Origin of the sequence: Vibrio splendidus, assembly GCF_001557875.1 — a bacterium.
Taxonomy (GTDB): domain Bacteria; phylum Pseudomonadota; class Gammaproteobacteria; order Enterobacterales; family Vibrionaceae; genus Vibrio; species Vibrio splendidus_F.
Genome location: NZ_LNRF01000010.1, coordinates 104,910 through 124,619, shown reverse-complemented (window position 1 = coordinate 124,619; position 19,710 = coordinate 104,910). Strand labels below are relative to the sequence as shown.

The 19,710-nt window shown below is 45.7% G+C and carries 14 protein-coding genes and 1 riboswitch; of the genes, 7 read left to right on the top strand and 7 right to left on the bottom strand.

Annotated features, from left to right (window positions below):
• The first annotated feature begins 25 nt into the window (after positions 1–25).
• A complete protein-coding gene (locus ATB74_RS19455) occupies positions 26–217 on the top strand; it encodes a hypothetical protein (protein WP_004735192.1) in 192 nt (63 codons plus the stop codon).
• 79 nt (positions 218–296) lie between these two features.
• On the opposite strand, the gene recD is transcribed toward ATB74_RS19455, so the two are convergent.
• The 5 genes from recD to ATB74_RS19435 form a co-directional block, all read right to left on the bottom strand.
• A complete protein-coding gene (recD, locus tag ATB74_RS19450; RefSeq protein ID WP_061019494.1) occupies positions 297–2,507 on the bottom strand; it encodes an exodeoxyribonuclease V subunit alpha in 2,211 nt (736 codons plus the stop codon).
• Complete coding sequence (gene recB, locus ATB74_RS19445; RefSeq protein ID WP_061019493.1) at positions 2,507–6,181, bottom strand: exodeoxyribonuclease V subunit beta; 3,675 nt, start codon at positions 6,179–6,181, stop codon at positions 2,507–2,509. Before recB ends, recD begins: the two co-directional genes overlap by 1 nt.
• Before the next feature lie 240 nt (positions 6,182–6,421).
• Positions 6,422–6,583 carry a hypothetical protein gene (locus ATB74_RS24165; RefSeq protein WP_155645158.1) on the bottom strand — a complete coding sequence of 54 codons (162 nt, stop codon included), beginning with the start codon at positions 6,581–6,583 and terminating at the stop codon, positions 6,422–6,424.
• Positions 6,584–6,589: 6 nt separating this feature from the next.
• A complete protein-coding gene (recC, locus tag ATB74_RS19440; protein ID WP_061019492.1) occupies positions 6,590–10,066 on the bottom strand; it encodes an exodeoxyribonuclease V subunit gamma in 3,477 nt (1,158 codons plus the stop codon).
• Positions 10,067–10,193: 127 nt separating this feature from the next.
• Positions 10,194–11,144, bottom strand: a complete 951-nt coding sequence (locus ATB74_RS19435; protein WP_155645159.1) for a TDT family transporter — start codon at positions 11,142–11,144, stop codon at positions 10,194–10,196.
• A 208-nt stretch (positions 11,145–11,352) separates the two neighbouring features.
• On the opposite strand from ATB74_RS19435, the gene ATB74_RS19430 reads away from it, so the two are divergent.
• From ATB74_RS19430 to ATB74_RS19410, 5 genes are all read left to right on the top strand, one after another.
• Entirely contained in the window at positions 11,353–12,249 is an 897-nt protein-coding gene (locus tag ATB74_RS19430; protein ID WP_061019490.1) for a LysR family transcriptional regulator, read from the top strand.
• Positions 12,250–12,337: 88 nt separating this feature from the next.
• Positions 12,338–12,631: a YebG family protein gene (locus tag ATB74_RS19425; protein ID WP_008223840.1), complete on the top strand. Its 294-nt coding sequence runs from the start codon at positions 12,338–12,340 to the stop codon at positions 12,629–12,631.
• Between the two features lie 155 nt (positions 12,632–12,786).
• Positions 12,787–12,870: riboswitch (Fluoride riboswitch) on the top strand.
• A gap of 192 nt (positions 12,871–13,062) precedes the next feature.
• A complete protein-coding gene (locus ATB74_RS19420; RefSeq protein ID WP_060983343.1) occupies positions 13,063–13,755 on the top strand; it encodes an iron-sulfur cluster assembly scaffold protein in 693 nt (230 codons plus the stop codon).
• 24 nt (positions 13,756–13,779) lie between these two features.
• Positions 13,780–14,769: a GGGtGRT protein gene (locus ATB74_RS19415; RefSeq protein WP_061019489.1), complete on the top strand. Its 990-nt coding sequence runs from the start codon at positions 13,780–13,782 to the stop codon at positions 14,767–14,769.
• 228 nt (positions 14,770–14,997) lie between these two features.
• A complete protein-coding gene (locus tag ATB74_RS19410; RefSeq protein ID WP_060983341.1) occupies positions 14,998–15,639 on the top strand; it encodes a MarC family protein in 642 nt (213 codons plus the stop codon).
• Between the two features lie 83 nt (positions 15,640–15,722).
• Here the strand turns inward: ATB74_RS19410 and ushA are convergent, their stop codons facing one another.
• Positions 15,723–17,423: a bifunctional UDP-sugar hydrolase/5'-nucleotidase UshA gene (ushA, locus tag ATB74_RS19405; protein WP_061019488.1), complete on the bottom strand. Its 1,701-nt coding sequence runs from the start codon at positions 17,421–17,423 to the stop codon at positions 15,723–15,725.
• A gap of 504 nt (positions 17,424–17,927) precedes the next feature.
• On the opposite strand from ushA, the gene dapD reads away from it, so the two are divergent.
• Positions 17,928–18,959 carry a 2,3,4,5-tetrahydropyridine-2,6-dicarboxylate N-succinyltransferase gene (gene dapD, locus ATB74_RS19400; RefSeq protein ID WP_050646969.1) on the top strand — a complete coding sequence of 344 codons (1,032 nt, stop codon included), beginning with the start codon at positions 17,928–17,930 and terminating at the stop codon, positions 18,957–18,959.
• A 111-nt stretch (positions 18,960–19,070) separates the two neighbouring features.
• Here dapD and ATB74_RS19395 read toward each other — a convergent pair whose 3' ends face one another.
• A complete protein-coding gene (locus ATB74_RS19395) occupies positions 19,071–19,604 on the bottom strand; it encodes a DUF3332 domain-containing protein (protein ID WP_061019487.1) in 534 nt (177 codons plus the stop codon).
• Positions 19,605–19,710 lie beyond the last annotated feature (106 nt).

Here is a 19,710-nt window from a genome sequence, read left to right as displayed (position 1 = left end):
AAACAGCAAAAAGAGCAACATTGATATGAGAACCATTGTTTGTAACTCGCTGCAAAGTTTTTGGGATATGGCTGATAACCAATTCTTAGAAGGGCTAGACGTACACTGCGTGTTCCCTGTTAGCGAGAATCTAAAAGAGTTTATTTTGAATTGCCAAGCAAAGTACAAGATAAACCACATATCGTTTACTCGAGCGTTTTTAAGCAAAGAGTCTTAATAACGTTCAAAGCAACCAGGGATGGTTGCTTTGTGTTTATCTAGCTTAGGTTCAAGTCCTTTCTAGCAGTAACTAACAACTAATTCGTTAAGCGACTGCCTAAACCACTCACTCGCTCTGTTTTCACCTTAATCCCACGCTTTAATACGTTAGTATCACTGAACATCATCAGTCGTTTCTTCGCGCGCGTAATACCTGTGTAGATAAGCTCTCGCGTCAAAATTAGGCTGAAATCTGGCGGCAGGATCATTAAGGTCAGATCAAATTCACTGCCCTGAGATTTGTGAATCGTCATCGCATAAGCCGTTTCATGATCTGGTACTCGGCTTGGTAGCACCGCCTTTACGCTGCCATCGGGCAACTCAAAATAAACCTTCAATCTAGGTGCAGAGTCAGAGTGGCTTGAATCCGATTCAAGCATGCAGATACCAATATCACCATTGTATAAACCCAAGCCATGATCGTTACGCGTTACCATTACAGGTCGCCCGTGATACCACAATTCATCATTGTGTGGATTCACTAAACGCCTTGCGGCAAGCGCTCTTTCAATTCTGTGGTTGAGGCCTTTAACACCAAAATCACCTTCACGAATAGAACACAACAGTCGACATTGGCTGAACAAATCGAGTACCGATTTGGCTCTCGCTTCTTGAGTTTCTAACTCTTCCAACGGTACATTCATTCTATTGAGATACGCACCATACTCATTAACCAAGGTACGCAGCATCAAGTTATAGCTGTCACTCGATAGAGGATGGTTCTCAATATCGCCAAACCCTTTGGCAAACACTTGGTCTACTTGATTCGCAGAGCCGTTATTGATTGCTTTTGCCAACTGCCCAATACCTGAGCGCGCATCGAAACGGTAACTCTTCTGCAGCATACATAGGCTGTCAGCAATCGCCGGAGGATTAACGGCTCCCGCTTTTGCTTGTGGTGTCTTCGCTATCGCATCGAAACCTGTCATCTCCGCAATCAAGTTGCCTTGCGCGCTGCTGTAACCTGTAGAGTTAAATGAACAGATATCACCTAAAACTGCACCGGCCTCAACGGAAGCCAGTTGGTCTTTATCCCCAAGCAGAATCAGCCTTGCGTGTTCAGGGAGCGCATCCACCAGCTTATACATCATCGATAAATCAACCATCGAAGCTTCATCCACTACCAATATATCAAGGTGAAGTGGATTACGTCGGTTATGTCGAAACTCAGCACGGGTGGGAATAGCACCAAGCAATCGGTGCAAAGTGCTCGATTCCGTTGGTATGTTGGCTTTCACTTCAGGCGCTAATGGTAACTGTTCAATCGCTTTACCGATCGATTCAGTTAAACGCGCCGCCGCTTTACCCGTTGGTGCCACGAGCTTTATCGTTGGCGTTTTACCTTGGCTTAGTGATTGCTCGACCATCGCTGACAGTAATTTGGTTACCGTGGTTGTTTTACCAGTACCCGGCCCACCAGAGATCACTGCAAAGCGACGACTTAGAGCTACTGCTGCTGCCACTTTTTGCCAATTCAAACATGCCGATAGCGGTACCAAGCTGTCTAGAACATCTAAGTCCGTTACCTGCTTGGCTTGAACAATCGCTTGGTCAATTGCGCCCCAATTCAAAGATTGCTCATCGACAATATCAAGATGATCACACACCAACTGTTGGCGCAGTACCTGAGACGTCTGCTGATTTGTTTCAGCCTTGGCTAAGGCGTTAAACAGAAAGTGATAACTACGTGCGAAAAGCTGATTGAGTGTTTCCGTCAGCGCCTTTTTCTGTTCAATATTGAACTCTACCGGCTTACTTAAACGATTTAAGGTGTCAGCCAGCACAACCTCATAGTTCCAGTAACGCTGCAAGTAGACGCGCCGTCCATCAAACATCAGAGGCTTAACACAGTCATTAGTTGCGCCAACGAGGTTAGATGATTGCAAAACAGTCACCCAATCAATACCTAATAGCTTTTGATTCAATTGCAGCGCCGTTTCACCGTACAACCCAAGTAACTGGGCTATATCTGCCGTTTGTGCAGGGCCTATCGTATGCTGCTGTATAAGCTGAGTACAAATGTGTCCTTTGCCTAATTCATGGCTCACTACCCCAGCGAGAAAGCCGATCTCTTGAGAGTAACTCGTGGCTTGCTGAGCAATAAAACGGGCAAACTGATAATCCAACTGACGAATCGAACCCTTATCTGCAAGAAACTTGAGTACATCCATAAGTTGCTCAGGAATAAGTGAAACTGGCTTCGTTGTGTTCGCTGTTTCTATGCTGGTATTAGTGGTCGTTGTTGTCATTATAAAAGCCCCATCTGTCCAGTTTCATCGTCATTCAATTGTGCTGAACGTCTGTCTATCACTTTACCGTCAATCAATTGATCCATTTCATCAAGTAACGCCAGTGTTGGTTTCGCCGAGAAAATACCTTGCTGAGATTGACCGTCCATTCCTCGTAAGAACAAGTAGTACACGCCGCCAAAATGTTGTTCGTAGCTGTAATTGGCAACACGACTACGCAAAAAACGGTGCAGCGCCAATGCATAGATCTGATATTGCAGATCATAACGGTGGTCAGCCATCGCCGATTTCAATGCCTCGCCATGGTAGACGGCAACATCATCACCTAAATGATTCGATTTCCAGTCAAGAACATAGTATTTACCTTGATGCTCGAACACCAAATCGATGAAGCCTTTCAGCATACCTTGCACGGTTTGAAAACCTAGGTCGCCCGCTTTGGCTGACAATGGATCATGATATTGAATGGTTTGATTCAACTCTGATGAGGCCAATACTTCAATTGGCAGTAAGAACTCCATCTCAACTAAGCGTTGTGTTGAGTCTTTCTCGCTTAGTTTTAAGTTCTTGCCGTCTAATGCGGTGTTCAGCACTGTATCGACCAGTTGCTGAAGCACAGGTAGCCACTCTAATTCATATTGCTCTGATTCTAATAAGTGATTGATTACTTGCGTGTTATGTTCACTGGTTGCTGGCTCGGTAAATTCAACCTCCTCAAACAAGGTGTGCAAGAAAGTACCTGGGCGAGCACCACGAGGGAACGTAAATATAGAGCGTTCAGGCTCAATCAACTCAGACTCATCCTGCTCATCAGCCGAATCAATATCAAAGCCAGACACCTCAATGGTCGCGTCATGACTCGCACCGTGACTGCCTTGCTTTACAAGCCCCGAATAACTGGTGATACGCCAAGCCCTGTCGATTGAAGCCTTGAGCTCGTTCGCATGTAAGTCTTCACTCACTTGCTCTGTTTGTACAAACACTTGATCGTGGGCGGTTGGTGTTTCGGCTAACAGCACACTGGAGTTCTTGCCCTCAATGGTTGCAAGAGCCTGATGCAATTCGGCAATGCCTTGCTCTTGACCGTTTTGAACCAAATAGCCCATCGCACTCAAATGCACGCCGGTAGGCTCTTTGGTTGAACGCCCTTTACGCAGTGGTGCCATACCAATGAAACAGCCATAAACCGCGCGAGTCAGCGCTACATAAATCAAACGCAAGTCTTCCGCTAATCGTTCTTTATCGGCTTGGGCTAAGGCACTATCACTACCTGTAATATCCAGTACTGTGGTATCTGAATCATGATCGTAGAATTTGCCTTCGCTCGCTTCTCGGTAACTCGCGACAAATGGGAGGAATACTAAGTCATATTCCAAACCTTTCGATTTGTGAATAGTAACGATTTGAACCAAGTTTCTCTCTGACTCAAGACGCTGAATGTCATCCTCACTGCCGCCTAAACCATTTTGAGCATCGGAAATCGCTTCTGCTAACCAACGCAACAAACCATAATCACTATCGAGTTCCTGCCTTGCTTGTTGCAGCAATTCGCCAATGTGCATTAAATCGGTAAGTGAGCGCTCACCATTTTCTTCTTCCAGTAAACGTTCCGCGAGATGTCGCTTGCTGATCACGCTACGAAGCATTGGTAGCACGCCACGCTGCAGCCACAACTTACGATATTCTCGAAATTCGTTAACCACGTTTTCCCACACCACTTCATCGTTGTTGAGTTCATCCAATGAAGCCGCATCTAGAGCAAATAACTCGGAGGCTAGACTCGCGCGCAATGCTCGGTCGTTTTCTGGTGTCAGCACCGCTTGCAGCAGACGTTGAATATCTTGCGCAACCAAGCTGGTGAATACACTGTCTCTGTTAGACAAATACACACTTGCAATGCCTTGCTCAGACAGCGCGTTCTTGATCAGACGACCTTCACTGCCGGTTCGAACCAAGACAGCAATATCACCCGCATTCACGGCATGCTGTTTTTTGCCATTATCAAAATAGGCTTGTTGATTTTGAGAAGCGGTCAGAATAGTTTGAATTTGACTCGCTGTCGCTTCTGCCATAGCTTTGTGATATTCGCCTTTCGGCAATGGCTTGTCTTCAGCCTCTTGCAGCCAAAAGGTCAGTGCATGTTGAGTCTGGCCATTCATCACCCATTGGCGCTTGTCAGCAGATGGACTGGCAGCAACGGGCAAAAATGGAATGTCTTGATCGTAGATAAACGGGCTATCCGAATTCATAAACACTTGGTTTACTGCGCTGACCATATCTGCACTCGAACGCCAGTTAGTCCCTAACGTATAGTGAGCACTAACTTGGTTTCTTGCCTTAATGTAGGTAAAGATATCCGCGCCACGGAAACCGTAGATAGCCTGCTTCGGGTCACCGATCATAAACAGACCACACTGCGGGTTATCGAGGTAGATTCGGCTAAAAATACTGTACTGCAGCGGATCGGTATCTTGGAATTCATCGATCATCGCCACTGGGTATAAGGTGCGAATTCTTTCCACCAGCAATGACTGCTCATCGACATCGATCGACGCAGATAACTGAGTCAGTAGGTCATCAAATGACAACCACTGCTTCTGCTGTTTTGCCTTGGCTAACATAGTTCGACAATGGGTAATCGCGTGCGCCAATAACGGAGCCTTCAAGTCGGCTGGGTTATTTAGGAAATCATCAATGGCTTCGAAAACGGCATGCTGAGGCGCGGTGCCTTTCGGTGTTTTTTCAATTAACGTGGCTTGAGAGAACTTTTCTAACTTGTCTGGATATTGATAATCATGAGTGTCGCTCTGCGCCCATGCCGTTACAGCCTCTAACCATGTTGGTAAAGACTTCTTGGTATAGCTGCGCTTGTTCACATCCGAGCCTGAGATCAAAGCCAAAAAGTCCGCTTCAGATTCACACCACAGTGCTTTAAGTTGCTTCACTTTATCTAGGTTTTGGTTGTGCAGAGTTTGCAAGTCACCCGACATTGCTTCTACCGTCAACTTCAAAGGAGAGCCCGTCAGATAACGATTTACGTCCGCTAATAACGCAGCAGGGGAACCCCAAATGTTACGAACCTCACCAGCCAATTGAATAGGTAGCGGGTAAAACTGCTTACGCCAATAGTCAGCAACCACTTGCGCTTTTAGGTGACTTTCATCGGTCACAAATTCATTATCAAAGCGGCTGCCAGACTCGAAGGCATTTTGAGTCAACATTCGCTGACAGAAGCCGTGAATGGTGTAGACCGCCGCTTCATCCATTTGTCTTTCAGCGTTAAGCAGAGTTTTAGCTGCGCCAGCGTGGTCTTCGATCTCTTGCAACAAAGGCGCAATCACTGGGTCGTCACTTTGCCCGCGAGCAAATGCAATGCGCGCATCATGGATTCGTGCACGGATGCGATCTCGCAATTCTGCGGTTGCCGCTTCGGTAAAAGTCACGACTAGGATTTGATCTACAGTGAGCGGCTCGTGATGTCGGGTAGCTTCTGTAAGCTCATCTTGTGGTGCTGCCGTACCGTGTCCGAGCAGTAGGCGTAAGTACAAGCCAGCGATGGTAAATGTTTTACCTGTACCCGCCGATGCTTCAATTAAACGCGCACCATGAAGTGGAAACGTCATGGTGTTGATTGTCTGTGGAGCAATTACCTGAACACTGCTTGTGGTCGTCATGCCTTACTGCCTTCTGATAAATATGTTGTTACAAATGTGACCTAGCGTGGAAAACGTCATTCAATTTACGTCCTACGCTGATTTGTTAATAGTTAGTGCGATCTCTCTCACGGATCAATTCGGATCGCCTCGCTACTATGCGCCCACGAGTTCAGGAGCACGATTCGAGTTTTATACTCATTGCCTACTTAGAACCACAGAATAATGGTCCCTCTGACCTGTGGCCGTACAGCGAACGCCCTACACTAATAATGATTTACTGGCGGCCACTTTATTTCCTGTACCTTGCTTCTCTTCACCCTGCTTACCTTCACTTGGAAAGTAAGCATCCCAAATGCTTACTAGCGACTCTATTTCGTCTTTCATTAAGTCAGCGCATACGCTATTGATCTTGTCGATCACAGCTACTTACTCCTGATCTTCCAGATCGGCAGCAGCCAACCTTGCCGCCTGTAGTACAAGCGTTGAATACATACGTGACTCAGCAGCCAGTTCATCATCCCACTTAGGCCAAATGCGTGAGATGTAGGTATCTCGCCCCTCGCCCGTGAAAGCGAAGCTGTCATTAAAAGTATCGGCCATTTTCTTGAGCGACTTCTCTTCATCATCGACCCATTTACCACGGCTAAAGCCCGCTTCAACCCCAGCTAATGCCGTTTTCGGGAAGTAAGGCAGCGGTGCAGTCATGCCTTGATAGAACAGTCGCACTAACTCAGCCAATAAGCTCTTCGCCTGCTGCGCATCAGCAATCGGTTGTAGCGTTTGGTGAACCACGCCCTCTTTTCTGTCATAGCCAATAATATGAGTCGTTTTACCGTGCCCCATCACCGCACAACACAAGTGATCGACCCACGCAGCCAAGTAATCTTGCGAGCGTATTTTGCCGCTACGGAAACGCACTAGACCTGATTGATAGTTTTGAGTTAACCACCCCATCAAGCGAACAGGCTTACCTTCGCCCAACACATCAAATTCGATATTCATTTCGAGATCTTGCTGCGGTGATCCGCTCACAAATCGAATCTCTTTGGCTAAGTCTTCCGCTTGAACACGGTTGGTTTCAAATTCGATGTCACCGAAGGCACCAACAGGTAATCGACCTTGTGCTTTTTGCTCAGAGACAAACAGGCGCACCGCTTCATCCGCCCCTTCAGGATGATCCAGTAACACTTGCAGCAGCGCATCTTTAAGCTGGAAGCTTTCTAAGCCATTAAGCACGAACGGCTCATCGTCTTCCATTACAGGAAGTGGCGGTTCAAACACGACTTTTAGACGGCGATTAAAGAAGTACTGCACCGGCAAGCGCCAGAAACGTTGGAGTTCAACTAGATCCAATTCCAACGGATACGTTGCACCCAACAAATAGTCGTCCAATGCTCGGTTGAATTCACCACTGCGTTCACCGGAACGGTTAGCCGCAGGAAGCCATTCTTTGGCGTAACTCAGCACATGGCTTGCATCACCTTGAGTAAACGCAGCGGGGCTGAACGGTGTCATGGTGTGTTCAAAACTGATCGCTTGAGTCAGCTTGATACCAGAATCATCACTTGGTAGCGCTTGGTCTTCACTTAAACAGTAGTTCTGTTGGCAGTACTCAATCAACTCTGAAACCAATACTGACGGCACTCGCTCTGTATTATCTTGAATCGAGCGGCCGACATAACTGATGTACAAACACTCTTGTGCTGACAGCATTGCTTCTAGGAATAGATAACGGTCATCATCACGACGAGAACGATCGCCCGGTCGTGTGCGTCCGTTCATTAAGTCAAAACCTTCTGGCGGCATTGAGCGAGGGTAAACACCATCATTCATGCCTAACAAACAGACGGTTTTGAACGGAATAGAACGCATCGGCATCAAGGTACAAAAGTTAACTTGTCCCGCTAAGAAACGCTGACTGATACGGGCGCCCGACAGTTTATTATTTAAGTACTGATAGATAATGCTTGGCGACAACTCTTGTTCGTACAATGCATCATCAAGCTGTTCATTCAATTGAGAAAGCGCATCGCGAATCGACTTAAGTACCACCTCGCCTTCTAGCTCAACAGCGAAGAAATCATCAATCATTTGCAGCAAGGTTTCACGCCACATATCGATGGATTGCGTCTCAGTAAGGCGTTGACGGTAATGAGCAATGCGGTCAATAAAGTGCGCTAATTTACCCGCAAGTTCGGCGTTAATGCCCTGAACTTCGTTATAAGCCGCGATTGGAGAGTGTTCGCTCTCAAACAGACCAGCAGAATCAGACATCGCATAGCCCAGTAGCATTCGCTGGATACCAAACAACCAGGTATTTTGCTCGGTGGCAGGCAAGTCAAATTCGGTTGCCGTAGAAGAATCGACGCCCCAACGTATACCCGCTTCTTCAACCCATTGCTTGGCTTGATCAAATTGAAATTCATCAATACCAAAGCGTGCCATCATCGCTGGAATTTCTAGTAGCTCTAGAAGTTCAGACGCTAGACAGCGCGTGTTTGGTAGCGCGACTAGCTGCATGAAGGCGGTCAGAATTGGGCTCTCTTGGTCGGCCGTTCTATCTGAGATTGAGTAAGGGATGTAACGCTCACCCGGAGCATTACCAAATACCGCCTGAATCGCAGGGCTGTAGGCATTGATATCTGCCACCATCACGATGATATCGCGTGGTTTTAGACTTGGATCAGCGTCGAACATCGCCAACAGCTGATCGTGAAGGACTTCAACCTCGCGCATTGGGCTGTGACAAGCATGTACAGTCAATGAGCGATCGCCCAGCTCAACCACCTGTTTGTGGTTGCTGGAGTCTAAGATGTGATCGTCTTGATGCTCTTCTAACTGGAGAATATCCGCTTGCAGTTGATGCAGCAGGCTGTCTCTCTCGACATCAATAAAGAATTCATGCTCTTCGCTGTCTGATTGAGACAACAAGAACAGGTTGTCTCTGCCTAGCTTACCCATAGACGCAAGTAAGCTATTGCCGACAGCTTGGCTGGTGTGTAGTTCATCTTCAACATTGGCTTCAATACCATCTTTCAATGGTGATACTTCGCCTTCTAGTTGAGGTAAGCCACCAACCAACGCAAACTGCTTACGACGCTGCGCTTCCACTCTTGCCAAGTATTTACGGTCACGAATATCGCCCCAGTAATGTTGGCAAGGGTTGGTGAACATCAAGTGGACATCAATCTGCTCACCCAGAGCCTTCAAGGCATCCATGTAGCGAGGAGGCAGTGACGAAATACCAAACACAAACAGGCGTTTAGGCAGATGCTGCAATTGACCTTGTTGATTGGCTAACGCTTCAATGAAGTCGTGATACAAGTTACCACGGTGATATTTTGATTGGCCTTGATAGAGTGTTTGATCGTAAAGTGCCTGCCACAAAATTGGCTGCCAAGGGTGCTCTTGTTGCCCTTCACCATCAATCAACTCTGCAACAGGCTCTCCAGCCTCCCACATCGCCATCCACTCAGGACGATACACTAAGTAGCCATCGAAGATATCGGCAATTTTCTCGGCTAATTGATACAACTTAGAGCCGTCTTCGTCGTTTTCAAGATAGCGCTGTAGGGGTAAGAAATCAGGGTGGTCAAGTTTCGCAGGTAGCAAGCTCATTAGCTTCCACGTCATCGCTTCTTTGTTAAAAGCACTGCGTTTCGGTACATCAGGAAGCACTTGGGTAAACATATCCCAAATGAAGGTTGCTGGAAGAGGAAAATCGATATTTGCTGCTACACCAAACTCTTTGGCGAGTTCCATCTTAAGCCATTGAGACATACCCGGGCTCTGAACCAAGATCTGCTCTTTCTCGAAAGGGTTGGCTAAAGGGTCACTTTTGATTAAGTGAACGAGAAGAATTTTTAAAGTATCAACTTTATTGGAATGGTAAACAGTAAACAAAGTGCACTCACGCTAATCTTGCCACAATATAAAGCCAGATTAGCATAAGTGCTGAGTTTGGATTAGGAATATAAGCTTATGAAATACCGAAAGCTTAAAGTCCGCTTATCTTTTGAACTATTGCCTCTTACAATCTACCCGCTACCGCGCCTAAAACACGGTGAGGTTTGTAGTTCATGTAGTAACGAATAGCGACATAACCCACTACCAATGTAGCCACAATCAATTCAAGATACGCTAGTCCAAACACTTGATTGATGTAATGCGCTTCAATACCTTGAGTTTGCATCCACGCAGCCAATTTAAACAGTGCCGTTGCACCAATCACAATTGGGAAGGTAAATGCGGCATAGCCTGGGCTAAACGGTAAACGAAGTAGTTTGAAGAACGCTGCGTAAATGATGAACGTCATTAGCACTGCAATACCAAACAATAGACCGATGATAACTGGCGATGGATCTGCTGAAACCGTTAGGTATCCCGCTAGAGATAGGCTTGCAGGTGCAGCCATAATCGCAATCGTTGGTTTCGCTGCGTCTGGCACTTCATGAGAGAAGAGCAAGCGGTAGATCATCACAGGTAACATTACCGCATAAATCAACAAACCAAAGACCAAAACAGCGTTTGCCACAGGCTCTAGAGTCGGGTTACCAGAGAAGGAAACATCCGCAACGATAATACCGATTGGTGGTACAAACCAGCTAGGCACCATATGGTGGATCTCAAACTGTTTTGCTCTGTGGTATAGAAAGCTCACCAAGAACACCACGTGCAATGCAACAGACGCCAACCAAACACTTTCGCTAAGGAAGGTCGAAATTGGTGCCAAAGAAGCTGAAACAACCATACAACCCATCGCAAATGTTGGCACAACACTTCCCACGACTGGGTGAGCAAGATCTGCACGCAATAAATGTCCGTGAATCAAAAACTTCACAGCCAAAACAAGAAGCAAACATCCAGCAATCGCTGCGCTTACCCATTGAACCAAACCCGGTGTATGTAAGATATCTTGTGATACTAAAACGCCATCCCAGCACCAGCCTAAGCTTGCGATTGCTAGTGCTAACCCTGCCATGGGTGTTGGAGCTCCTGTTAATCTATATTTAATACGTTGAATCATGTCAGCCTCTCTTAAACTTAATTCACTAAACTTGTGAACTCATCAGCTTGTTGAAGCCATAATACGCTTGCGCTTCGTTAAACAATATCCAATTATATATAACAAGTGTTCATCAATGCTGAACATAACCCATTTTCACCAGCAGAGTAAAACTAGGAATCTGATGGCTAATATTTCAATTAAACAACTCAAAGTGTTTGTCACTATTACTCAGCACTCGACATTGACTGCAGCCTCTGAGGCTCTGTTTCTATCTAAGGCCGCTGTCAGCATGGCACTAGGCGAAATGGAGAAACAACTCGGTCACTCTCTATTTGACCGGGTCAACAACCGATTAATTCTCAACCAAGAGGGACATAAGTTGCTCCCATTGGCCGATGAGATATTACATCGTGCTGCTGGTATTGATGTTTTGTTCCGTGACGACCAGCCCTTAAGTGGCAATCTAAAGGTAGGCGCGAGTGACACAATAGGTAATCAAGTTGCGCCATTTATTCTATCTGGCTTTCGTGAACGAACTCAGCATCAGGATCAAAGCTTGTTCATTTCAAACAGTGCGCTGATCTGCCAAAAGTTGGTGGATTATGAACTTGATATCGCGCTAATTGAAGGGAAAACATTACACCCAGAACTAATTTCGAGTCAGTTTAGCAGCGATGAAATGTGTATTATTGTTAGTAATCAACATCCTCTCGTTTCAAAAGAAAAAGTGACTTTAAGCGATTTGGAAGATAGTCACTGGATTCTACGTGAATCAGGCTCAGGGACCCGCGAGTTTTTCCTTCGTACCGTTGCGCCTCGCATCGAACATTGGTATGAACCCTTTGAACTCAACACCACTGAAGCGATCATCAATTCAGTATCAGCCAATCTTGGATTCGCGTGTTTATCACGACTGGCGGCACAACGAGCGATTGATTCAGGCCGAGTAAAAGCGCTTGATGTGCCACTCGACATGAAACGACGTTTCTGGATGCTGGTACACAAAGACAAATATCAGAGCCCGCTGCTGAAATCTTTCATGAGTTATTGTGAAGACTGGGCTACACATCAAGATTGAGGCCGCATAGTTGGGGCTCCAACTGGACTTTTAACATCAGAAACTGTATAAAAAGCCAGTAAAATTTATCAAACTTAGAGGATTAACCATGGCTGTTATCGTCAAGTACGTGGTGGAACGCAACGGAGAAGAGAAAATGACTTTTACCTCTAAAGCCGAAGCCGACGCATACGACAAAATGCTGGATATGGCTGATGAGCTTTTTGAACTTTTAGGCAAAAGCGATTTAGTTGAAGATGAAGGCAAGCAAGAAGAACTTGCAATGTACCTAGCGAAGAACAAAGAAGAAGTTCTTTATGCACTAGGTGCTAAGCGTAAACCAGCTCCGAAAAAAGCGAAGAAGCTTGAAGCTGTTGAAGACGCAGAAGAAGATGCAGCGTAACTAGCTGAAGTTTTCTAAAAAACGCCAATTACTCTCTCTAAGCAGAGTCCATAATTGGCGTTTTTTTATGCTTAACGAAATATAATGAACTCTGTTTATAGTTGAAATCGCTCTAAACATTCGCTTGCACTAAAGTGTGATGAAGATCTAATCTATAGCCATCAGGTGATGGGGTTCCACCTAAGCTTTTGCTTCAACCGCCCGTTCTTTTGAACCGTGCTAATGACTCCTACAGAATCGAAAACAGGTAATACTGTTGGATGTATCGCTATTCCTCCATTTTAAATGGACTTGGTTTATTAAGGCTGAGTTTCATGGGCCTTTGGATTATCGATACTCAAGATCTGTAGTGAATTAACCGCACCTCTTCCAACACATCCTGTTTTCTCAACGCCCTAAGTCTTCAATGACTCTAATAGTGAGAAAACATTATGCACTACTCTTCCGAAATTCAATCCATGTGCCCTATTCAAAGGGGTGACCTTCACAATTCAGCGCCAATTCCAGTTGAGGGCGCAATGGTTAGTCCAAAAGATGTTATCGCTATTTCTGGCTTAAGCCATGGCGTCGGCACTTGTGCACCACAACAAGGTGCAGCAAAACTAACACTGAACGTAAAAAGCGGCATCATCGAAGAAGCACTCATCGAAACAATTGGTTGTTCTGGCATGACTCAATCTGCCGCGATGGCAGCCGAAATCCTCACCGGAAAAACCATTCTTGAAGCGCTTAATACCGACTTAGTGTGTGATGCGATCAACGTAGCGATGCGTGAAATCTTCCTGCAGTTTATTTACGGTCGAACTCAGTCCGCTTTCTCTGAAGGTGGTCTAGAAATCGGTGCAGCATTAGAAGACTTAGGTCAAACGCAGCGCAGCCAAGTGGGAACCAGCTACTCAACCGCAGCAAAAGGCGTCCGTTACCTAGAACTCGCAGAGGGCTATGTGACTAAGCTTGCACTTGATGATCACCGTGAGGTAATTGGCTACGAATATCTCAACCTCGGAAAAATGATGAAGGCGATTAACCAAGGCGTGCCAGCGAATGAAGCAGCCGACCTTGCGACAGGGACATACGGTCGCTTCGATGAAGCCGTGACCACCATTAACCCACGCCAACAGTAATTTTTGCCAATTTAGAGGAAAGATATGATGAACACTCAATTTAATGAATCTGTAAGTCGCGTATTGGCAGAAATGAACTTCGACTCTTTGGAGCAAGCTGACCAATACTGCAAAGCCCACAACGTTGATCCAAAAGCGTTAGTAATGGACACCCAGCCTATCGCTTTTGAAAGCGCTGCCGATGCCTATATTCTTGGCTCAGCACTAGCGCTATTTCGTAAAGCCACCAGCGCAGAGCAAGCAGCGAATATTATTGGTGAAGGCCTTCAAGCATTCACCAAACCCGGCAGTGTTGCTGAGCAACGCCAAGTTGGTATTGGGCATGGCGCGCTAGCAGCTCGTCTTCTCAATGAAGAGAGCCACTGCTTCGCCTTCCTTGCGGGTCACGAGTCTTTTGCTGCTGCAGAGGGTGCGATTAAAATTGCGCTAAACGTCAATAAATCACGTAAAAATCCATTAAAAGTTATCCTAAATGGTTTAGGTAAAGATGCGGCGTACTTAATCTCACGCATCAATGGCTTCACTTACGTGCGCACTCAGTACGACTACCAAACGGGTGAACTTGTTGAAACAGAACGTCGCCGTTTCTCAAATGGCCCTCGTGGCGAGATCTTATGCTACGGCGCCGATGATGTTCGTGAAGGTGTGGCAATCATGCACAGAGAAGAGGTAGATGTGAGCATTACGGGTAACTCAACCAACCCAACACGCTTCCAACATCCTGTTGCGGGTATCTACAAAGCAGAGCGTACTCGCCAAGGTCTGCCTTACTTCTCAGTCGCTTCAGGCGGCGGTACAGGTCGAACATTACACCCAGATAACGTAGCAGCAGGCCCAGCGTCTTACGGCATGACAGATACCATGGGCAGAATGCACGCTGACGCGCAGTTCGCAGGTAGCTCTTCTGTTCCTGCTCACGTGGCAATGATGGGCTTCATAGGCATGGGCAACAACCCAATGGTCGGAGCGACGGTTGCATTGGCTGTGGCAGTGAGCGAATCTCAAAACGCATAATGACAAAGTGAACTCCTCAACCTGCCTGTTATGTAGAGTCTGTTAGTTGAGAATCAAGCAATAACGAACGACTAAAACTCTACACCTATCACTAAAACCAAACAGCCAGCCTTATGCTGGCTGTTTTTTATTCATACTTGCTCTACTATCTATTTCTAATAATTATTTGTATCTAAGATTAAAGACATTCAGCTGTCGCATTTAACTACATATTTTCAAAGGATTAATATGAAAGAGCTCATCATTCATACCATTACCGTGTTCATGGGCTTTTTTGCCATAATGAACCCTATCGCCAACACTCCGATCTTTCTTGGATTAACGGGTGACAATGATAGGGAAACAGTCAAGTCTATCGCTTTCCGCTCGGTGTTCATCGCCTTTATAATCGTCAGTACCTTTGCAGTGTCAGGTAAGCTCATCTTCGACCTATTTGGTATCACGCTTTACGCACTTCGCATCACTGGCGGGATCCTAGTTTTCTTGATTGGCTTTCACATGCTGCAAGGAGACTCGACACACTCTAAAGCGAAAGAGAAGGTCAACTCAGATGCTCAACAAGATGCTGCGCTCAGTATCGCCGTATCGCCATTGGCAATGCCAATATTGGCCGGCCCGGGTACCATTGCCACCGCGATGAACTTTGCCAGCACCGAAGGCATCTATGAAACCATCATCACCATCGTCGCCTTTGGTCTCTTGTGTGCATTAACCTACGTATTGTTTGTATTCGGCGAGCGCTTCGTTAAAGCAGTTGGACCAAGCGCATTGAATGTAATTACCCGAATGATGGGTTTGATACTCGCCGTTATCGGTATGCAGATGCTGATTGAGGGTATAGAACAGGCTTATAAGGCGCTGTTTGTTTAAGCTCAGACTACGAAAATCTAATACAAAAATAGCCAGCTATTTGCTGGCTATTTTCTTTGTCGCTTTTGTTTATGAGTTATAAATTAGTTCGCAGGGCAGCCTTTTACTTCTGAACCATTACTCATGTAGATTAGATCACCATCCACTGGTGCGTAATTCGCTGCAGTGACATCGGGGTTATTAACAAAGAACTCGCGTAGCACTGAGGCATCCGTTAACTGCGTCGATTCAACATCAATGACTGGGTAGTCATCACCACCAGCAGCACTGAAACTTATCACAGAGAACGTGTAGGTGTCCGCTAAGTCAAAGCCTTTGCCGTTGATGTCACGAATGGTCACATCACCCAAATCACAGTCTACAGTTAAACTAATATTATCCAATTGAGCGTAAGCGCCAGAGCCTGCAGTCATAGTCGCAACAACGTCTAAATACGCTTTCACTTCAGCTCCCGTCATCGTTGCTTTAGTCACGAAATTACCGAAAGGCTGTACCGTCAGTACATCACGATAAGCAATATCACCCGCCGCAATTGAGTCACGAACACCACCAGAGTTCATTACACCAAAGTCAGCATTCACTAAGTCGTAAGTACGGTATGCTTCACCTAATAAATGACCCAGATTAGTTTGTTCTGAGCGAACAACATCACGATCACCTTCCAACTTATCATCAGTTTTCGAGATAATGACATCCAACAACTCTTGCCCCTGCTGCTGATACGCGGAAAGAGTCGCTATTACTGTTGCGTTAGGTTCGATTTCAGCTTGGATAAACTGATAATCACCATTTTCGTCTTTCTCTTTCAAGTTTACCGGCACTAAGTCGTACTTCGCTAAATGCAGTTTACCGTCATAAAACTCAAAGTCAGCTCTGCCTACATACTTACCCCATTCATGTGCTTGCATGATGTAAGTACCATTCTGCTGATCTGGCTTACAGTCATCTCCCGGATTAAAGTCTGCGTATTCATTACCTTCCATACAAACTGGATTTTGAGAGTGTCCGCCAATAATTGCGTCTAGCTGACCTTCTTCTAGAGAGCGAGCAAGTAACACATCACCAGGCGCTTCACTACCATGTTGACCATCGGCGTAGTGACCCATATGCGTGGTAGCAAAAATCAAGTCAACCGTTTCATTCGCCTCGATTTCTTTTATAGCTTTTTTGATTTCTACTTGCGGGTCCGCAAAGTGAATCGTTGCGACATTATCAGGGTTAACCAACTTCGCCGTGTCTTTGGTTGTTAGGCCAATAACAGCCACTTTTAGCCCATTAATAGTGAAGACTTTATATGGAGAGAAAAGGCGTTCATCAGTAACTGTGTCTCCATCTTTGATATAAATATTCGCCGCTAGCATTGGGAAATCAGCTAGCTCAGACTGCATCTCAAGCACATCCAGGGTGTTGTCGAATTCATGATTACCTAATGCCATTGCGTCGTAACCAAGAAGGTTCATACCAACAAAGTCTGGTACTGCGTCCTGCATGTCAGACTCAGGCACACCGGTATTAATATCACCACCAGACAATAGAATGGTTTCACCACCGTTTTGGGTGACTTCAGCTCGAATGCTATCGATCAAAGTCTTGCGAGCAGCCATTCCGTACTCACCCTTACTGTTCTCCCAAAAACGACCGTGGTTATCATTAGTATGTAAAACAGTAAACTTGGTACAAGAAGCAGCAGTGTCACATGTCACTGCGGTATCATTGCTGCCCGAGCCACAACCAACCATCGCCACGCCGATAGAGAGCACCAGTAAAGACTTAGTAAAATTCATAGAAGATCCTTTATTAATCGTTTTAATGTCGTTATGGCTGGAAATATACTTAATTAATATAGGGTTATAGTGATCTTCATCTTAATTACGCAGCTGAAAATTTGAGTATTTACTCGGACTGTAGGCACAAGCGATTAATCAACAGAAGTCGAATAATTCTGATAATAAACATAAGTTTATAAAGAAAGTGTGACTCAGCCTATTGATACTGCTAACAACACGGTGAGTTGAATATGAGTGACGAATATAGAAATGAAAGCATACTGAGTGGTTGAATAAAACGCCGTAGCATTAAGAACATGGTGCAATATCCGGATAATGAAAACTATCGCCAGAAAGACAAGCAATATCATTTTACAGACTTTATCCCAATGCGCCCTTTCATAACGAGGGCGCTCTCTTTATGATGAACGCAATTAAATTAACTTTGCTAACGGCAGCGCTTGTTATTCGAGCCGTTGTTTTGGAATAGCAAAATCAAGACTCAACACATGGAGATTCAACATGGCTTACTTTTCACTAGCCTTCGGTACGGCAACCAAAAATCGCGACAATAAAATCATTGAAGCGTTCTTCCCTAACCCACTTCTAAACCCAAGCGACGCTCTTGTAGCGGCTGTGGCAGAAGTATCAGGTTACTCTGAAGGCAACCAAGCTATCGAAATCTCTGCTGCACAAAGCGCAGAACTGGCGAAAGCATTCGCAGCAAACGACGATGCAGCTAACGCATCTTTCGCAGAAAAAGCAGCAGCATCTGAGCAGCCACTTGTTCTTGTTGTTCTTGCGGCTGACGAGAAGCCAGCATCAGTTGCTGAAGGCTTCCTAAAGCTACAACTAATCTCTAACCGCCTAGTTCAACCACACGGTACGGTACTAGACGGTATCTTCGGTCTACTGCACAACATCGCATGGACTAACGAAGGTCCAATCGACCTTCCTGAGCTGGCTGAGCGTCAAATCGAAGCTCGCCTTGCAGGTCGTGCTCTATCTGTAGATTGCGTAGACAAGTTCCCTAAAATGGTCGATTACGTGGTACCAACAGGTATTCGTATTGCTGACACTTCTCGTGTTCGTCTTGGCGCACATGTGGGTGAAGGCACAACAGTAATGCATGAAGGTTTCATCAATTTCAATGCAGGTACAACTGGCGTAAGCATGGTTGAAGGTCGTATCTCTGCGGGTGTTGTTGTAGGTAACGGTTCAGACATCGGCGGCGGCGCTTCTATCATGGGTACTTTGTCTGGTGGCGGTACTATGGTTATCTCTATCGGCGAAAACTGCCTACTAGGCGCAAACGCAGGTCTTGGCTTCCCTATGGGCGACCGTTGCACGGTTGAATCTGGTCTTTACGTGACTGCGGGTACTAAGGTTCGCATGCTAGATAAAGAAGGCAACGAAGTAGAAATCATTAAAGCTCGCGACCTAGCTGGCGTTTCTGATCTTCTGTTCCGTCGCAACTCGATCACTGGTCAAATTGAATGTCTTGCAAACAAGTCTGCTGTTGAGCTAAACAGCGAGCTACACAGCAACAATTAATCGAAGCGCTAGATGCTAGATGCTAGATGCTAGATGCTAGATGCTAGAAAATACGAAGCCGCTGGGGTTAAATCCAGCGGCTTTTCTTTTATCTGTAGATAACGAAAGTCGTTACACCTTCTCTGCGGCTAACTGCTCAAGAGCTTGGATAGAGGTTTCAGATACCAGTGTGCCATCCATGTAGTAGCTGACCTTGTCGCCATCGCGAACACCCAGCAGTACTGCTTTTTGACCATCGTTGTAAGTAATGTCCATACGAATGGTGTTCTCATCGATCTGCTGCATTTCACCCCATTCAATCTGACGATTATTGAAGCCAAGTGGTGCATCTTTCAGAGAGTCATCAAGGCTATCATTCACATCAATCATGGTATCGACTTTACTATCAAAGATGTGAGGCGCACCAGTGAGTGGGTTTTTACCCGCCCAGAATTCAATTGAGTTAAATACAATATAATCGGCTGCCATTGTTAGCGCGTAAACCGGAGCAAGTAAGAAGTTGACCCCTGCACGAGCGTAGCGGTTGTCTACAACCTCAACGTTGAACTTCATTAATTTACCAGTCACAGCGTTACTACCGACACATCCAGCTAACGACATGACAATCGCTGCCACTGCTACTGCTTTTGTGATTGTTGTTTTCATAGTTCCCTCTTATGCCACGATGATTGATTCAATTTTTTGCATAGCCAAACGATACTCTCTGCATAAATGCAGAATTTGTTGGCCTAACAAATTGATTCCATAACAT

Coding starts and splice junctions, on each gene's coding strand:
- ATB74_RS19415 (WP_061019489.1), top strand. CDS start 13,780: ATGATGAACACTCAATTTAATGAATCTGTAAGTCGCGTATTGGCAGAA.
- recD (WP_061019494.1), bottom strand. CDS start 2,507: ATGACAACAACGACCACTAATACCAGCATAGAAACAGCGAACACAACG.
- ATB74_RS19435 (WP_155645159.1), bottom strand. CDS start 11,144: ATGGCAGGGTTAGCACTAGCAATCGCAAGCTTAGGCTGGTGCTGGGAT.
- recB (WP_061019493.1), bottom strand. CDS start 6,181: ATGACGACCACAAGCAGTGTTCAGGTAATTGCTCCACAGACAATCAAC.
- ATB74_RS19455 (WP_004735192.1), top strand. CDS start 26: ATGAGAACCATTGTTTGTAACTCGCTGCAAAGTTTTTGGGATATGGCT.
- ATB74_RS19395 (WP_061019487.1), bottom strand. CDS start 19,604: ATGAAAACAACAATCACAAAAGCAGTAGCAGTGGCAGCGATTGTCATG.
- ATB74_RS19410 (WP_060983341.1), top strand. CDS start 14,998: ATGAAAGAGCTCATCATTCATACCATTACCGTGTTCATGGGCTTTTTT.
- ATB74_RS19420 (WP_060983343.1), top strand. CDS start 13,063: ATGCACTACTCTTCCGAAATTCAATCCATGTGCCCTATTCAAAGGGGT.
- ATB74_RS19425 (WP_008223840.1), top strand. CDS start 12,338: ATGGCTGTTATCGTCAAGTACGTGGTGGAACGCAACGGAGAAGAGAAA.
- ATB74_RS19430 (WP_061019490.1), top strand. CDS start 11,353: ATGGCTAATATTTCAATTAAACAACTCAAAGTGTTTGTCACTATTACT.
- dapD (WP_050646969.1), top strand. CDS start 17,928: ATGGCTTACTTTTCACTAGCCTTCGGTACGGCAACCAAAAATCGCGAC.
- ushA (WP_061019488.1), bottom strand. CDS start 17,423: ATGAATTTTACTAAGTCTTTACTGGTGCTCTCTATCGGCGTGGCGATG.